The sequence below is a fragment of the Stenotrophomonas sp. MYb238 genome, from assembly GCF_009496535.1.
Lineage (GTDB): Bacteria > Pseudomonadota > Gammaproteobacteria > Xanthomonadales > Xanthomonadaceae > Stenotrophomonas.
This window is the reverse complement of record NZ_WIDL01000011.1, coordinates 1-15831: the sequence shown is the minus strand read 5'-3', so window position 1 is coordinate 15831 and position 15831 is coordinate 1. Positions and strand designations below refer to the sequence as shown.

General features: G+C 69.1%; 17 protein-coding genes, 1 tRNA gene, 1 other RNA gene and 1 pseudogene. 12 read left to right on the top strand and 8 right to left on the bottom strand.

Translation table 11 applies throughout. The features are described from left to right. Positions 1-35: 35 nt before the first annotated feature. The 3 genes from csrA to ssrA all read left to right on the top strand — a co-directional run bounded on the left by csrA (position 36) and on the right by ssrA (position 983). Complete coding sequence (csrA, locus tag CQ393_RS09065) at positions 36-239, top strand: carbon storage regulator CsrA (protein WP_055765406.1); 204 nt, start codon at positions 36-38, stop codon at positions 237-239. Positions 240-313: 74 nt separating this feature from the next. Then, positions 314-406: transfer RNA gene (locus CQ393_RS09060), tRNA-Ser, on the top strand. Between the two features lie 223 nt (positions 407-629). After that, positions 630-983: a transfer-messenger RNA gene (gene ssrA, locus CQ393_RS09055) on the top strand. 17 nt (positions 984-1000) lie between these two features. Here the strand turns inward: ssrA and CQ393_RS09050 are convergent. Further along, positions 1001-1282, bottom strand: coding sequence for a hypothetical protein (locus CQ393_RS09050; protein WP_153191236.1), 282 nt, complete (start codon positions 1280-1282; stop codon positions 1001-1003). On the opposite strand from CQ393_RS09050, the gene CQ393_RS09045 reads away from it, so the two are divergent. Continuing rightward, entirely contained in the window at positions 1281-1742 is a 462-nt protein-coding gene (locus CQ393_RS09045) for a hypothetical protein (RefSeq protein ID WP_153191235.1), read from the top strand. The genes CQ393_RS09050 and CQ393_RS09045 overlap by 2 nt on opposite strands. 33 nt (positions 1743-1775) lie before the next feature. On the opposite strand, the gene smpB is transcribed toward CQ393_RS09045, so the two are convergent. Continuing rightward, the gene (smpB, locus tag CQ393_RS09040; RefSeq protein ID WP_054666626.1) at positions 1776-2279 is read right to left on the bottom strand and encodes an SsrA-binding protein SmpB; all 504 of its coding nucleotides are present in this window, start codon (positions 2277-2279) and stop codon (positions 1776-1778) included. 52 nt (positions 2280-2331) lie between these two features. Between smpB and CQ393_RS09035 the strand changes: the two genes are divergently transcribed. Both CQ393_RS09035 and CQ393_RS09030 read left to right on the top strand, forming a co-directional pair. After that, a complete protein-coding gene (locus tag CQ393_RS09035) occupies positions 2332-2760 on the top strand; it encodes a type II toxin-antitoxin system RatA family toxin (RefSeq protein ID WP_153191234.1) in 429 nt (142 codons plus the stop codon). A 3-nt stretch (positions 2761-2763) separates the two neighbouring features. Further along, a complete protein-coding gene (locus tag CQ393_RS09030) occupies positions 2764-3021 on the top strand; it encodes an RnfH family protein (RefSeq protein WP_153191233.1) in 258 nt (85 codons plus the stop codon). 21 nt (positions 3022-3042) lie between these two features. Here the strand turns inward: CQ393_RS09030 and bamE are convergent, their stop codons facing one another. Further along, a complete protein-coding gene (bamE, locus tag CQ393_RS09025) occupies positions 3043-3438 on the bottom strand; it encodes an outer membrane protein assembly factor BamE (protein ID WP_153191232.1) in 396 nt (131 codons plus the stop codon). Between the two features lie 104 nt (positions 3439-3542). On the opposite strand from bamE, the gene fur reads away from it, so the two are divergent. Continuing rightward, positions 3543-3950: a ferric iron uptake transcriptional regulator gene (fur, locus tag CQ393_RS09020; RefSeq protein WP_194269633.1), complete on the top strand. Its 408-nt coding sequence runs from the start codon at positions 3543-3545 to the stop codon at positions 3948-3950. Between the two features lie 306 nt (positions 3951-4256). Here the strand turns inward: fur and recN are convergent, their stop codons facing one another. Beyond that, complete coding sequence (gene recN, locus CQ393_RS09015; RefSeq protein WP_153191230.1) at positions 4257-5921, bottom strand: DNA repair protein RecN; 1665 nt, start codon at positions 5919-5921, stop codon at positions 4257-4259. A 186-nt stretch (positions 5922-6107) separates the two neighbouring features. Between recN and grpE the strand changes: the two genes are divergently transcribed. The 5 genes from grpE to CQ393_RS08990 all read left to right on the top strand — a co-directional run bounded on the left by grpE (position 6108) and on the right by CQ393_RS08990 (position 12170). Next, entirely contained in the window at positions 6108-6623 is a 516-nt protein-coding gene (grpE, locus tag CQ393_RS09010) for a nucleotide exchange factor GrpE (protein ID WP_153191229.1), read from the top strand. A 142-nt stretch (positions 6624-6765) separates the two neighbouring features. Further along, positions 6766-8688 (top strand): molecular chaperone DnaK, encoded by a 1923-nt coding sequence (dnaK, locus tag CQ393_RS09005; protein ID WP_153191228.1) that lies wholly within the window; start codon positions 6766-6768, stop codon positions 8686-8688. Positions 8689-8822: 134 nt separating this feature from the next. Beyond that, positions 8823-9947, top strand: a complete 1125-nt coding sequence (dnaJ, locus tag CQ393_RS09000; protein ID WP_153191227.1) for a molecular chaperone DnaJ — start codon at positions 8823-8825, stop codon at positions 9945-9947. A gap of 187 nt (positions 9948-10134) precedes the next feature. Then, positions 10135-11043, top strand: a complete 909-nt coding sequence (pdxY, locus tag CQ393_RS08995) for a pyridoxal kinase (RefSeq protein WP_153191226.1) — start codon at positions 10135-10137, stop codon at positions 11041-11043. A gap of 2 nt (positions 11044-11045) precedes the next feature. Continuing rightward, complete coding sequence (locus tag CQ393_RS08990; RefSeq protein ID WP_343199910.1) at positions 11046-12170, top strand: prephenate dehydrogenase; 1125 nt, start codon at positions 11046-11048, stop codon at positions 12168-12170. Between the two features lie 222 nt (positions 12171-12392). Here the strand turns inward: CQ393_RS08990 and CQ393_RS08985 are convergent, their stop codons facing one another. The 4 genes and pseudogenes from CQ393_RS08985 to CQ393_RS18050 form a co-directional block, all read right to left on the bottom strand. Beyond that, positions 12393-12587 carry a hypothetical protein gene (locus CQ393_RS08985; protein ID WP_153191225.1) on the bottom strand — a complete coding sequence of 65 codons (195 nt, stop codon included), beginning with the start codon at positions 12585-12587 and terminating at the stop codon, positions 12393-12395. A 201-nt stretch (positions 12588-12788) separates the two neighbouring features. Next, the gene (locus tag CQ393_RS08980; protein WP_153191224.1) at positions 12789-14561 is read right to left on the bottom strand and encodes an ABC transporter transmembrane domain-containing protein; all 1773 of its coding nucleotides are present in this window, start codon (positions 14559-14561) and stop codon (positions 12789-12791) included. A gap of 109 nt (positions 14562-14670) precedes the next feature. Beyond that, positions 14671-15255, bottom strand: a complete 585-nt coding sequence (locus tag CQ393_RS08975; RefSeq protein ID WP_194269629.1) for a YigZ family protein — start codon at positions 15253-15255, stop codon at positions 14671-14673. A gap of 89 nt (positions 15256-15344) precedes the next feature. Beyond that, a pseudogene (locus tag CQ393_RS18050) lies at positions 15345-15831 on the bottom strand (hypothetical protein); the annotation flags it as partial.

Below are 15831 nucleotides of genomic sequence, written 5' to 3'. Positions count from 1 at the left end.
GGGAAGCCCCCGCCGGTTCCATGGAGATTCGCACAATGTTGATCCTGACTCGCCGTGTAGGCGAAACCCTGATGATTGGTGACTCGGTCAGCGTGACCGTGCTCGGCGTCAAGGGCAACCAGGTCCGTATCGGTATCACCGCGCCGAAGGACGTGGCGGTGCACCGCGAGGAAATTTTCCAGCGTATCCAGCGCGGCGACGAGCCGGCTGCCCCGGGAAGCGAAGAAACTTCCGAATAAGGGTTTACCTTTCACCCCGTTAAACGGTATTCTTCGCGCCCTGCCACGGAACACGCGGCAGGACGAAAGAAAACGGAGTGATGCCCGAGAGGCCGAAGGGGCTCCCCTGCTAAGGGAGTATAGGGTCAAAAGCTCTATCGAGGGTTCGAATCCCTCTCACTCCGCCAGTTGAAGAACGTCTGCAGACCTCGGGTTTGTGGACGTTTTTCATTTCAGGGACATGGAGTGCATCGTTGCGCGGAGACGCGGGTAACGCATGACTGCGGGATGTCCACGGCGATGTGCGCAGGTGACGCATTGGGCTGCATCGCGTACCATGGCGGTTGTCGAGCATCGTTCGGACCGCGCCGCGGATCCGGACGCTGAAGACTGAAGATTCTTGAAGAAATCGGGGGTGCACTGGTTTCGACGGGGGTTGTGAAGTCGCTTGGTGCATGCCGAGGGGGTAGCTTTCCTCGTAAATCCAGCTGCAAAACTCATAGTTGCCAACGACGACAACTACGCTCTGGCCGCTTAAGGCCTAAGCCCCGAAACAGCTTGTGTCCGTGCTCGCTGCGTAGGGTCATCATCACGGAATCGCATGGGGTGGCTGCCCGTCAGCTCCAGGCTAGATGAAGCGGGCTGGTTCCGGGATGCGCTTTGCGCGCCGTGCTGTTCCGGGACGAGATACAACGGCGAGCTAAGCATGTAGTACCGGGGATGGAGTGCCTTCGGACGGCGGTTCAATTCCGCCCACCTCCACCATCTATAAAGCCCAGCCTTCACCGGCTGGGCTTTTCTTTTGCCTGGATGCACGGGCCGCAGTCGGTGTGCAGCGTGCTGGAAGCATGGCGGAATGGCTTAACGGCGCTGCGACCGATCTGCGACATGGGGCTGTCCACCATGGCTGTCATGTTTCCGTGATCGCATGACCAGATGCACTCTCCTTGTCCGTATCGCCTGAGTGGATTGGCAGCGACCGTTGGCGCGGATTTCCGCAGGCGAGCGATGCCATCTTCGTGGATCTGCCTGGGGTTGGCATCGGCGGCGGGCGCTGCGCTCATGGCCGCGCAGCCGGGCGTACAGGCGTTGGCCGTCCTGGCGCTTGCGTTGCTCTGTCACCGGGCGTTCCGGCGGCGTGCGATGGTTCCGCTCAGGCATTCCGGGTTTGCCGCAATGCTGCTGCTGGCGTCGTTGTCGGCCTTGGGCGTCGCCATGGGCATGTGGGATTCCAGAGGCGCGGCAGGGCTGGCGGTCGTGATTGCCGTGGTGCAGGCGGGTGGCTATACGGCACGTGTCGTCGGCCTTTCCGTGCGTCTCCAGGCGGTCGTCGATTCCCTGGAGAATGTCGAACTGCTGGCGTTGTTGCCAGCGGACGCGGCGGAGGAGGCGCAGCGCTGGATGGCCGGCGCCGGCTGTGATGCCGGGCGACTCGCGTTGGCGGTGCGGCTCGCGGCGCTGCATGTCGCGCAGCGCAGGTGCGATGCCCATGTGTACGGCAGGCGGGCGCTGCTGCAGGGCTGAAGGTGAGGCGGCGGGCGAACCCCGCCACGCCACTCAGGCGTTGCGGTTGTGGGCGCGCAGGGCGCGCTGCTTCTCGCGGGCCCAGTCGCGGTCCTTGGCCGCATCGCGCTTGTCGTGGGCCTGCTTGCCCTTGGCCAGCGCGATTTCCAGCTTGATGCGGTTCTTGCTCCAGTACATCGCGGTCGGCACCAGCGTGTAGCCGTCGCGTTCCACCCGCCCGATGAGCTTGTCGATCTCGCGCCGATGCAGCAGCAGCTTGCGCTGGCGGCGGTCCTCGGGAACGGTGTGGGTGGATGCCTGGATCAGCGGCGTGATCTGCGCGCCGATCAGGAAGATCTCGCCGTCCTTCACGTAGGCGTAGGCATCGGTCATGTTGCCGCGTCCGGCGCGGATGGCCTTGATCTCCCAGCCCTGCAGCACCAGGCCGGCCTCGAAGCGTTCTTCCAGGTGGTATTCGTGGCGGGCACGCTTGTTGAGCGCGATGGTTTTGTCGGCCTGCGCGTTCTTTGCTTTATCCTTACCGGGTTTCTTGCTCATTTCCGTATTGTCTCCGATTCGGGGGCATTCCGAACATCCATCCGTATCCCGCATGCCTACCATCCGCCGCAGCGCCCTGGTCGAACAGCCGGCCGAGCGCATGTTCGACCTGGTCAACGACGTCGCCGCCTATCCGCGGCGTTTCCGCTGGTGCGAGGCGGCGCAGATCCTGGAGGAAGGGCCGGAGCGCCTTGTGGCGCGCCTGGATCTGGGGCTGGGTTCGTTCCGCACCTGGTTCATGACCGAGAACACGCTGCAGCGCCCCGGCAGCATCGACATGCAGCTGAAGGATGGCCCGTTCAAGCGCCTGCACGGCCGCTGGCAGTTCCAGCCGTTGTCCGATGCCGCGTGCAAGGTGAGTCTCGAGCTCGAGTTCGAGCCCACCTCGCGCCTGCTCGGGCCGGCGCTGGCGCTGGGCTTCCAGGGGCTGGCCGACCGCATGGTCAACGATTTCGTGCGTGTGGCCGAGCAGGAGGGCTGAGCCATGCGCGTGGAAGTGGTGCTGGCCTGGCCGGAGCGTTACCTGCGCCAGGAACTGCTCCTGCCGGAGGGGTGCACCGTCGCCGACGCGGTGGAGGCCGCGGCGCTCGATGCCGGTGGCGATTCCGTGGCCACGGCCGTGCATGGCGTGCTCGCGCGGCCACAGCAGGCGCTGCATGACGGGGATCGCGTCGAACTGCTCAGGCCGTTGCTGGCCGACCCCAAAGAAAATCGCCGCCGGCGGGCGCGCGGCGGCGATTGATCCGGTGCGTGGCGCCCGGCCTCAGCGGCCACCGCGCTTCTTCTTGTCCTTGGCCAGGTTGCGGCCGAACTGGCGCACGCTCTTCTGGGCCAGTTCCGCATCCTGGTTGGGGAAGTAGTCGCCTTCCCAACGGGTGACGCGGTCGTTCTCGAAGAACACGGTGAAATTCTTCACCTCGGTCTTGCCCAGGCGGTTCACGCGCTGGCTGGATGTGTAGTCCCAGCGCTGGGCATGGAACGGGTCGGGAATGGACGGCGTCCCCAGCAGCGCGTTGACCTGCTGCTTGCTCTGGCCGGCCTGCAGTTGCGCGACGGACTTTTCTTGCAGCAGGTTGCCCTGGTAGATGGGCTGCTTGTAGATGATGCCGCAGCCGGCGGTGGACAGGGCGACAACGGCGATCAGCAGGAGGTTGCGCATTGGGACAGGCGATTGAGGAAATCCCGGCGATGATACACTCCCCGGCACCCAGCGCGATCTGACCGGAGGCAACTGGCGTTAAACCGCCAATGAACACGATGGCCATGGAATCCAACGACCTGCGCAAAGTCGGCCTGAAGGTGACGCATCCGCGGATGCGCATCCTGGCGTTGCTCGAGCAGAACACGCCCCAGCACCACATGACCGCCGAGGACATCTACCGCCAGCTGCTCGACTGCGGCGACGAGATCGGCCTGGCGACGGTCTACCGCGTGCTGACCCAGTTCGAGGCAGCCGGCCTGGTGCTCAAGCACAATTTCGAAGGCGGGCAGGCGGTCTACGAACTGGACCGAGGCGGCCACCACGACCACATGGTGGACGTGGATACCGGCAAGATCATCGAGTTCGAGAGCCGTGAGATCGAGGAACTGCAGAAGAAGATCGCGGCCGAGCACGGCTACGAGCTTGAAGAGCATTCCTTGGTGCTGTACGTGCGCAAGAAGCGGCGCTGAGGCCGGTTTTCATTCCCGTGCAGGCAAGAAGAAGACACCGGCCTTGGGCCGGTGTCGTCGTTCATGGGGTGGGTTCGATGCCGCCGCCGTGAGTTCGCCCGGGCGGCAATCTCTCTTCTCCCAACGGGAGAACGGCGCGCGGGTGCTGGACGAGAGGCGGAGGCGAGGCCCCGCGGTAATTCGAGGCGTGGAATTCTGCCGCCTGCTTTCTGCCCAGTCCCGCCTGCGCCCGGGCCTGCGGCATGAGGCTCCACCGCAGGCGCGCCAGTGGCGCGCAAACCTTGCCAAGCCCCGCAGGGGCTTGTTTCAGACTTCGGCCAGCAGCTTGCGGGCAGCGGCGCGGGCTTCCCTGCTGACCTCGGCGCCGCCGAGCATGCGCGCCAGCTCTTCCTCGCGGCCCTTGGCGTCGAGCAGCTCCACCGCGCTCTGGGTCATGCCTTCCACCGGCGCCTTGCTGACCCGGTAGTGGGCGTGGCCCTTGGAGGCGACCTGCGGCAGGTGGGTCACGCACAGCACCTGGCGGCGCTCGCCCAGCGCGCGCAGTTTCTTGCCGACGATGTCGGCCACGGCGCCGCCGATGCCCGAGTCCACCTCGTCGAACACCATGGTCGGCACGGCATCCAGGCCCAGCGCGGCCACTTCGATGGCCAGCGAGATGCGCGAGAGTTCGCCGCCGGAAGCGACCTTGCGCAGCGCGCGCGGCGGTTGCCCCGCATTGGCGGCAACCAGGAATTCGACCCGTTCGGCGCCATTGGGGTCCGGGCGCGGCTGCGGCTGGGGTTCCAGTTCGATCAGGAACTGCCCGCCGCCCATGCCCAGCTCGCCGATCAGCGCGGTGGTGGTGTCCGACAGGGCCTTGGCCGCGACGGTGCGGCTGGCGCTGAGGACAGCGGCCTGCGCCTGCCAGTGCGCGGCGGCCTTGTCGATCTCGCCGGCCAGCCGCGACAGGCGCTCGTCGGCGCCGCGCAGCTGTTCCAGCTCCGTTTCGATGCGGTCGCCGGTGGTGGCCAGCTCCTCCATGGGCACGCGGTGCTTGCGCGCCAGGTCGTGCAGGCGGCCGAGCCGGCGCTCGATCTCCTCGAAGGCCTCCGGGTCGCTGTCCAGGTCGTCCTGCACCCGGTCCAGCTGGGCCAGGGCTTCGTGCAGCTGGATGCCGGCGGCGTCGAGCATGCCGTCGATCTCGCCCAGCCGCGCATCGTGCTGGCTGACCCGCGACAGCTCGTGCCGCACCTGCTGCAGCAGGCCGAGCAGGGCAGGGCCGTCGTCGCCGTTGAGCGCGTTGCCGGCGTACTGGCAGGCCTCGATCAGCGCGGCCGAATGCGCCTGGCGGCGGTGGCTGGCGGTCAACGCCGCCACGGCCGCCGGCTCCAGCTCCTCGCGCCGCAGCTCGCCGAGCTGGTGTTCGAGGAAGGCGATGCGGTCGGAGACGTCGCCCTGCTGCGACAGCGCGTCGCGCTCGTCGATCAGCGCCTGCCACTGGCCGCTGGCGGCACGCACCGCGGCGCGTTCGGCCTCGTTGCGGGCGTAGGCGTCGAGCAGGGCCAGCTGGCTGGGGCGCGACAGCAGCGCCTGCTGTTCGTGCTGGCCATGGATCTCGACCAGGAAGGCGGCCAGCTCGGCCAGCTGCGAGACCGGCACCGGGCGGCCGTTGATGAAGGCGCGCGAGCCGCCGTCGGCGCGGATCACCCGCCGCAGCTGGCACTGCTCCTCGTCGTCGAGCTCGTTGTCGCGCAGCCAGCGGCGGGCGGGGGCGTCGTCGGCGAGGTCGAATTCGGCCGAAAGCTCGGCCCGGGCGGCGCCGTGGCGGACCACGCCGCTGTCGGCGCGCAGGCCGGACAGGAAGCCCAGCGCGTCGACCATCAGCGACTTGCCGGCACCGGTTTCGCCGGAAACCACGGTCATGCCCGGCCCGAATTCCAGTTCGGTGGCGCGGACGACGGCGAAATCCTTGATCGAAAGATGTCTGAGCATGGTCGGCAGAGGTTGGGGCCGCGCAAAGCTAGCATGCGCATGCGGCAGGTCAATCCGGGAAAGGCGCATCGCCGGTCACATTAATGCGCGGCGGTCGCACCGGATGAGCCGGAACCTTGAAACCGGTGGGGCAGCCCACATACGGGGGAGCAGGCAGGCGGCAGAACGACCGCCAGGGAACCGGAAATGAACCAAGACCACCCCGAATTCGAGACCGAGAACACCGCCGGCGGCGCGGCCGCGGCGCAGGACGCCCAGCTCCAGGCGCTGCGCGCGGAGATCGAGCAGCTCAAGGGCGAGTCGCTGCGCGAGCGCGCCGACCTGGAGAACCAGCGCAAGCGCGTGGCGCGCGACATCGAACAGGCGCGCAAGTTCGCCAACGAGAAGCTGCTGGGCGAGCTGCTGCCGGTGTTCGACAGCCTGGATGCGGGCCTGACCGCGGCCGGCAGCGAGCCCAGCCCGCTGCGGGAAGGGCTGGAGCTGACCTACAAGCAGCTGCTCAAGGTCGCCGCCGACAACGGCCTGACCCTGCTCGACCCGGTCGGCCAGGCCTTCAATCCGGAACACCACCAGGCCATCAGCCAGGTCGAGGCCCCCGCCGGCATCGCCCCGGGCGCGGTGGTGACCGTGTTCCAGAAGGGCTACCTGCTCAACGAGCGCCTGCTGCGGCCGGCGCTGGTGGTGGTGGCCCGGGTCGACTGATCCCGGCCGGCTGGCCGCCGCCTTAACGCGGGCGGCCGGCGGCAAACAGCGTTCCGGGGGTGGCTTGAATGTCGTCCGGCCGTCCCCCACATCCCGTTCATACCCGGCGGCTGCCGGCACACGAATCCTCTAGGAGTCCCCCATGGGCAAGATCATTGGTATCGACCTCGGCACCACCAACTCGTGCGTGGCGATCATGGACGGCGGCAAGGCCCGCGTCATCGAGAACTCGGAAGGCGACCGCACCACGCCCTCCATCGTCGCCTACACCAAGGACGGCGAAGTGCTGGTGGGCGCCTCGGCCAAGCGCCAGGCCGTCACCAATCCGAAGAACACCTTCTACGCGGTGAAGCGCCTGATCGGCCGCAAGTTCACCGACGCCGAAGTGCAGAAGGACATCGCCCACGTCCCGTACAGCATCCTGGCCCACGACAACGGCGATGCCTGGGTGGCCACCAGCGACGGCCGCAAGATGGCGCCGCAGGAAATCTCGGCCAAGGTGCTGGAGAAGATGAAGAAGACCGCCGAGGACTTCCTCGGCGAGAAGGTCACCGAGGCGGTCATCACCGTGCCGGCCTACTTCAACGACAGCCAGCGCCAGGCGACCAAGGACGCCGGCCGCATCGCCGGCCTGGACGTCAAGCGCATCATCAACGAGCCGACCGCCGCCGCGCTGGCCTACGGCCTGGACAAGGGCGACAACAAGGATCGCAAGATCGTCGTCTACGACCTGGGTGGCGGCACCTTCGACGTGTCGATCATCGAGATCGCCAACGTCGACGGCGAGAAGCAGTTCGAGGTGCTGGCCACCAATGGCGACACTTTCTTGGGCGGTGAGGACTTCGACAACCGCGTCATCGAGTACCTGGTGGACGAGTTCAACAAGGACCAGGGCATCGACCTGCGCAAGGATCCGCTGGCCCTGCAGCGCCTGAAGGACGCCGCCGAGCGCGCCAAGATCGAGCTGTCCAGCGCGCAGCAGACCGAAGTCAACCTGCCGTACGTCACCGCCGACGCGTCCGGTCCGAAGCACCTGAACATCAAGCTGACCCGCGCCAAGCTCGAAGCGCTGGTGGAAGACCTGATCAAGAAGTCGATCGAGCCGTGCCGCACCGCGCTCAACGATGCCGGCCTGCGCTCGAGCGACATCAACGAGGTGATCCTGGTCGGCGGCCAGACCCGCATGCCGAAGGTGCAGCAGGCGGTCAGCGAGTTCTTCGGCAAGGAGCCGCGCAAGGACGTCAACCCGGACGAGGCCGTGGCGCTGGGCGCGGCGATCCAGGGCGGCGTGCTGGGCGGCGACGTCAAGGACGTGCTGCTGCTGGACGTGACCCCGCTGTCGCTGGGCATCGAGACCCTGGGCGGCGTGTTCACCAAGATCATCGAGAAGAACACCACCATCCCGACCAAGGCTTCGCAGGTGTTCTCCACCGCCGAGGACAACCAGTCGGCCGTGACCGTGCACGTGCTGCAGGGCGAGCGTGAGCAGGCCCGCTACAACAAGTCGCTGGCCAAGTTCGACCTGACCGGCATCGAGCCGGCGCCGCGCGGCCTGCCGCAGGTGGAGGTGTCCTTCGACATCGACGCCAACGGCATCCTGCACGTGTCGGCCAAGGACAAGAAGACCAACAAGGAGCAGAAGGTCGAGATCAAGGCCGGCTCGGGCCTGTCCGAGGACGAGATCAACCGCATGGTGGCCGACGCCGAGACGCACCGCGAGGAAGACAAGAAGTTCCAGGAACTGGTGCAGGCCCGCAACCAGGCCGACGGCCTGATCCACGCCACCCGCAGCGCCATCACCGAGCACGGCAGCAAGGTCGGCGGCGATGTCATCGGCAAGGTGGAAGCGGCGCTGGCCGACCTGGAAACCGCGATGAAGGGCGACGACAAGGCGCAGATCGAGGCGCGGTCGAAGGCGCTGGAGGAGGCCGGCCAGTCGCTGTACGCCGCCGCCTCGGCCGGCGAGCAGGGTGGCCCGGCCCCGGGCGCAGACGCGGCCGGCCCGTCGCACGACGACGTGGTCGATGCTGAGTTCACCGAGGTCAAGGACGACAAGAAGTCCTGACGGTGTCCATTGCCCCTCTCCTTCGGGAGAGGGGTCGGGGTGAGGGTTCGGGGCCGTATTGCGGTCCCGGACCCTTGTCGCATCAACGAACCCCCACCCCAGCCCTCCCCCGGAGGGGGAGGGAGAGGTAGAGCATGAGCAAGCGCGATTACTACGAAGTACTGGGCGTCTCCCGCGACGCCGGTGACGAGGAACTGAAGAAGGCCTATCGCCGCTGCGCGATGAAGCACCATCCGGACCGCAATCCGGGCGACGCCGCGGCCGAGGTGGCTTTCAAGGAGTGCAAGGAGGCCTACGAGGTCCTGTCCGACGGCAACAAGCGGCGCCTGTACGACGCCCACGGCCACGCCGCCTTCGAGCACGGCATGGGCGGCATGGGCGGCGGCCCGGGCGGCCCGGACATGGGCGACATCTTCGGCGACATCTTCGGCAACATCTTCGGCGGCGGTGGCGCGCGCCAGGCGCGGCGCGGCGCCGACATCGGCTACGTGATGGAGCTGGACCTGGAAGAGGCCGTCGCCGGCGTGGAGCGCCGTGTCGAGATCCCGACCCTGGTCGAATGCGGCGACTGCGACGGCAGCGGCTCGGAGGACGGCAAGGTCGAGACCTGCAATGTCTGCGGCGGCCGTGGCCAGGTGCGCATGCAGCGCGGCATCTTCGCCATGCAGCAGGCCTGCCACAACTGCGGCGGCCGTGGCCAGATCGTCGCCAGGCCGTGCAAGACCTGCCACGGCAACGGCCGCGTCGAGGAAGACAAGGTGCTGTCGGTGAAGGTGCCGGCCGGCGTCGATACCGGCGACCGCATCCGCCTGCAGGGCGAGGGCGAGGCGGGTCCAGCCGGCACGCCGGGCGACCTGTACGTGGAAGTGCGCGTGCGCGAGCACCCGATCTTCACCCGCGACGGCGACGACCTACACTGCGAGGTGCCGATCCGCATTTCGCAGGCGGCGCTGGGCGATGCCGTGCGCGTGGCGACGCTGGGCGGCGAGGCGGAGATCCGCATTCCCGCCGAGACCCAGACCGGCAAGCTGTTCCGCCTGCGCGGCAAGGGCGTCAGGTCGGTGCGCAGCCGCGCCGAAGGCGACCTGTACTGCCGCATCGTGGTGGAGACGCCGGTCAACCTGACTGCCGAGCAGCGCAAGCTGCTGGAGCAGTTCGAGGCGACCTTCGTCGGCGAGGAAGCGCGCAAGCACTCGCCCAAGTCGGCCACCTTCCTGGACGGCGTCAAGGGCTTCTGGGACCGCATGACTTCGCCCTGAGTCCTGCGCCCGTCCGTAGGAGCGACTTCAGTCGCGATGGCTTTCCCGGTGAAGCCCCATCGCGACTGAAGTCGCTCCTACGGGAATGTCGGAGGCCGCAGCCTGCTGCGGCCTCGTCGTTTCCGGCGTTTGGTTGCGTGCGCATCCATGCCGTCGGCCGCCGTGGCCGCCGGCGTAGAATGCGGCGATGAACGACGTCGACCACAGCCATCTCGTGCACGGTCGCCGGCAGCGCCCGGACGGGCCTTCGCCGGTGGACGTGATCTCCGTACAGTCGCAGCTGGTCTACGGCCATGCCGGCAACAGCGCGGCGGTGCCGCCGCTGCGCGCGCTGGGCCTGCGCGTGGCGGAGATCCCCACCACGCTGCTCAGCAACGCGCCGTTCTACGCGACGCTGCGCGGGCGCGTGCTGCCGGCGGACTGGTTCGCCGAACTGCTGCAGGGCGCCAGCGAGCGCGGCCTGCCGCAGCGCGCCGGCGCGCTGGTGTCCGGTTATTTCGGCAGCGTCGCCAACGGCGCGGCCTTCGCCGACTGGCTGGACGCGGTACTGCCGTCGTGCCCGGACCTGCGCTACTGCCTGGACCCGGTGATCGGCGACACCCACACCGGCCCCTATGTCGAACCCGGGCTGGAACGCATCTTCGCCGAGCGCCTGCTGCCGCACGCCTGGCTGGTCACGCCCAACGCCTTCGAACTGGGACGACTGACCGGCATGCCCGCGCTGGAGCAGGACGAGGCCATCGCCGCCTCGCGCGTGCTGCTCGAGCGCGGCCCGCAGTGGGTGATCGCGCATTCGGTGTCCGGCGTGCCGGGCGAGCTGGTCACGCTGGCGATCGGCCGCGACGAAATCTGGCGCTGGACCTCGCCGCACCTGCCGGTGGACGTGGCCGGCACCGGCGACGTGCTGATGTCGCTGCTGGTGGCGTTCCTGCTCAAGGGCCATCGTTTCGAGGACGCGGTGAGCCGCGCCATCGCCGGCGTCCACGCCGCGCTGGAAGCGACGCTGGCCCAGGGCGTGGAGGAATTCGACGTGCTGGCGGCGGCGCCGGCCGCGCTGGGCACGCCGTACCGCTTCCGCGCCGAGCGGCTGGCGTGAGCGTGGCGCAGGCGCCGGCGACGCCGGTCATCGGCATCGTCGGCAGCGGCGGCGCCTACGGTCGCTGGCTGCGCCGCTTCTTCCAGTCGCGCATGGGCCTGGAGGTGATCGGCCACGACCCGGTCGATGCCGCCTCGCAGACGCCGGAGCAGTTGCTGGAACGCGCCGACGTGCTGCTGTTCTCCGCGCCGATCCGGCATACGCCGGCGTTGATCGCCGATTACGTGCGGTGCGCGGCCGGCCGCGAGCGCGGCAGGCTGTGGCTGGACGTGACCTCGATCAAGAGCGCGCCGGTGGCGGCGATGCTGGGCTCGCAGGCCAGCGTCGCCGGACTGCACCCGATGACCGCCCCGCCCAAGGCGCCCACGCTCAAGGGCAGGGTGATGGTGGTGTGCGAGGCGCGCGTGGAGGCGCGCTGGCGCCCCTGGCTGGAAGGGCTGTACGCCGCGCTGGAGGCCGAGTGCGTGCGCGCCACGCCGGAACACCACGACCGGGTGATGGCGCTGGTGCAGGCGATGGTGCACGCCACCCACCTGGCCCAGGCCGGCGTGCTGCGCGGCTATGCGCCGCTGCTCGGCGAACTGCAGGCGTTGATGCCATACCGCTCGACCGCGTTCGAACTGGACGCGGCGGTGATCTCGCGCATCCTGTCGCTCAATCCGGCGATCTACGAAGACATCCAGTTCGGCAACCCGCACGCGGGCGAGGTGCTGGACCACCTGCTGGAACAGCTGCGGCAGCTGCGCGCGCTGCTGGCCGACGGCAGCGATGCGGCGCGCGCGGCGTTCCGGCGCCGGTTCCTGGACGACAACCGCGAGGCGGTGGACGAGCAGACGCTGCGCGACGGCAACTACAGTTTCGAGCGCCTGGGTTACCTGCTGGCCGACCTGACCGATACGCGCACGATGAGCGTGCACCTGCCCGAGGACCGCGCCGGCTCGCTGCGCGAACTGCTGCATGTGTTCGAACGTCACGGCATCAGCCTGTCCTCGATCCATTCCTCGCGTACGCCCGGCGGCGAAGTGCATTTCCGCATGGGCTTCGTGCAGCGCTACGCGCCGGAGGTGCTGGAAGCGGCCGCGCGCGAGATCGACCGCAGCGGTATCGGCCGGGTGCTGGACCGCTGAGCGCGCATTCATCCACAGCGGGTGTGGATGACCTGCGCACAAGCCTGTGGATGAACGCCGGCAGCCCTTGCGGCGCAAGGCTGTCAAGATGGCTGGCGAATTCTTCGCCAGCCATGTTCCGCATGGCGTCGCAAACCCGTAGGAGCGACTTCAGTCGCGAACGGGGCCTTCAAGAGGAAAGCCCCATCGCGACTGAAGTCGCTCCTACACAGGGCTGATTTTTCAGATCGTCAGCCGCAGTTCGCCATCGAGGGTGGTGAACTCGCGCGCGTTGCGCTGCAGGTGGCGGCCGTCGTCCAGTTCGTAGCGCGGGGATGCGTCGTTGTGGTCCGGCGCGCTGTCCGGTTCGGGCGTGAACTCGATGATGATGCGGCTTTCGCCGTTGCTGTCGGTGGCGGGGAACTGGCGGAACGACATGGCGACCTCCTGCGTGGCATGCAACCCGGTTCGGCCGGGCAAGCCTGCATCGCCGCGCGTTAGCGCGGCGTCGCGAGGACGTTCGTCTCACTGCGCCGGTGCGCAGCGCCACGACTGATGCAGATGGACCCCGGCATCGCCATGCATGGTTGCCCGCCGCGCATGGCGTGCAGCCATGCACCGCCACGTGTCGAGCGGCCCTCAGTCGATGAACTGCAGCCGCGCCAGCTCCGCGTACAGCCCGCCTTCGCGCAGCAGCTGCTCGTGTGTGCCCTGCGCGACGATGCGGCCCTGGTCCATCACCACGATGCGGTCGGCCTTGAGCACGGTGGCAAGACGGTGCGCGATCACCAGCGTGGTGCGGCCGGCCATCAGCCGCTCCAGCGCCTGCTGCACCGCGCGTTCGCTCTGCGCGTCCAGCGCGCTGGTGGCTTCGTCCAGCAGCAGGATCGGCGCGTCCTTGAGCAGGGCGCGGGCGATGGCGATGCGCTGCTGCTGGCCGCCGGACAGGCGTGCGCCGCGCTCGCCTAGTTCGCTGGCATAGCCTTCGGGCAGGGCGCGGATGAAGTCGTCGGCCTCGGCGGCGCGCGCCGCGGCGTGCACGTCCTCGTCGCTGGCCTGCAAGCGGCCGTAGCGGATGTTCTCGGCCGCGCTGGAGGCGAACAGCGCCGGCTGCTGCGGCACCAGCGCGATCTGCTCGCGCAGCGCGCCCGGTTCGGCCTGGCGCAGGTCGATGCCGTCGATGCTCACCGCGCCCGATTCGGGATCGTGGAAGCGCAGCAGCAGCGACAGCACGGTGCTCTTGCCGGCGCCGGACGGGCCGACCAGGGCCACGGTCTCGCCCGGCCGCACGTGCAGGGTGAAACCGTCCAGCGCGGGATGGCCGGGCCGCTGCGGATAGTGGAAGACCACGTCGTCGAAACGGATGTCGCCGCGCAGCGGCACGGGCAGGGCGAGCGGCGCGTCCGGCGCACGCACGCCCGCGCGCTCCTGCAGCAGTTCGGCGATGCGGCCCATGCCGCCGGCCGCGCGCTGCAGTTCGTTCCATACCTCGGCGAGCGCGCCGACCGAGCCGCCGCCGATCAGCGCGTAGAACACGAACTGGCCCAGCTCGCCCTTGCTGATGCGCCCGGCGATCACGTCGTGCGCGCCGGACCACAGCACCAGCACCACCGCGCCGAACACCAGGGTGATGACGATGGCGGTGACCAGCGACTGGGTGCGGATGCGGCCGCGCGCGGTCGCCACCGCCACCCGCACCGCCTCGGCGAAGCGGCCGCTCTCGTAGCCTTCGCGCGCGTGCGCCTGCACGGTGCGCACCGCGCCGAGGGTCTCGCTGGCGAGGTTGTTGGCGTCGGCGACGCGGTCCTGGCTGGCGCGCGAGGCCTTTTCCAGACGGCGCGCGCCCAGGATGATCGGCAGCACCGCCAGCGGGATGCCGACCAGGGTGAAGGCGGCCAGGCGCGGGCTGGTGACGAACAGCATCGCCAGGCTGCCGACCACGGTGACGGTGCTGCGCAGCGCCACCGACATGCTGCTGCCGACCACGCTGCGCAGCAGCTCGCTGTCGGCGGACAGGCGCGAGACCAGTTCGCCGCTGCGGTTGCGGTCGTGGAACTGCGCGTCCAGGGCGATCAGGTGCGCGTACAGCTGCCGGCGCAGGTCGGCCACGACCTTTTCGCCCAGCAGCGAGACGAAGAAGAAACGCGCCGCGCTGGCCGCGGCCAGCACCACCACCACCACGAACACCAGCAGGAACACCTGGTCGATGTTGCTGCCGTTGCTGAAGCCGTCGTCGATCATGCGCCGGAACGCGACCGGGAAGCTGAGCGTGGCCGCCGACGCCACCGCCAGCGCCACCAGCCAGGCGGTGAACAGGCCCATGTGGCGGCGCACGAACGGCCACAGCGCGCGCAAAGTGCCGAGTCTGGCCTTGCCGCGGGCGGGAGTGGATTCGGTGGAGGTGTCGGTCATGGCGCCAGAAGTGAGTGGAGAGGAAGGAGACGCGGAAAACCGCGGTGGAGCAGGTCCGGCTGATGCATGGGGAGCGGGGGAGCCTGCGGTCCCTGTCCGCTTCTTTCCCTCACTCCCCGAGCCATCGCACCCTGTCACGGGTGGCGTCGCGCAGCTGGGTTTTCAAGCCTTCCGCGCGGTCGGCGGGCAGTTCGAGGGACAGCTGCGCGCCATGCTCGTCGAATTCCTCGCCCAGCTTGTCCGCCGCGTGCGCGGCCAGCTGCGTGTATACGGTGCCGAGCTCGTCGAACGGGCAGGCCAGGCGCAGCCTGCGCGTGGCCACCAGCGGCAGGCGCGGCGCCAGCCGCAGGCATTCGGCCGCGGTCCCACCGTAGGCGCGCACCAGGCCGCCGGCGCCGAGCTTGATGCCGCCATACCAGCGGGTCACGACCACGGCGATGCGGTCGTAGCCCTGGCCGTCGATCGCGGCCAGGATCGGGCGCCCGGCGGTGCCGGCCGGCTCGCCGTCGTCGCTGGAGCGGTACTCGTTGCCGCAGCGGTAGGCCCAGCAGTTGTGGGTGGCGTCGGCCACCGACACGTCCGCGACGAAGGACAGCGCGTCGGCCGCGCTGCCGATCGGGGTGGCCTGGGCGAGGAAACGGCTGTGCTTGATTTCCAGCACGTGGCTGGCGGGCGCGGCGAGGGTATCGGGCATCGCGCCCATTCTATGGGGCGCGGCCGCTATTTGCCGGAGGCAACGCCGCTGGCCGACCGGTGCGGTCGTCGGCGCGCCTGCGGAACCACTCAGTCGGCGAGCAGTGGCCGCAGATCGCGCGGAATGCGCGCTTCCGGATGGGCCTGCACGAAACGCCGCAGGCTGGCGCGCGCGGTATCGAAGTCGCCGCCGTCGCGATGCGCGCGGATGCGCGCCAGCCACTGCCGGAGCGGGAGCTTGGCGTCCTCGTCGACGGCCGCCTCCGCCGTCTGCGCCGTCACCGTGACCTGCCCGTCCACTTCCAGCGTCGGCCCTGCGGCCGAGCGCAGGCGCAGGGCCGCGGACGCCGGTGGCGGTGCTGCCTGGTCAACGACCGCGGGCATCGGTTCGAGCACATAGGCGGCCGGCGCCGCCGGGGCCGGGGGCGCTGGCGGGGTGATCGTCGCGCGCGCCGGCGAGGGGGGAGGCATCGCGACCGGTGCCGGCTCCTGGACACGGGCCTTGGCGGCGATCCTGTCAGCGGCCACCGGTTTCGCGGCGGGCGCGGGCGACGGCGCCGTGCGCGGGGCGACAGCA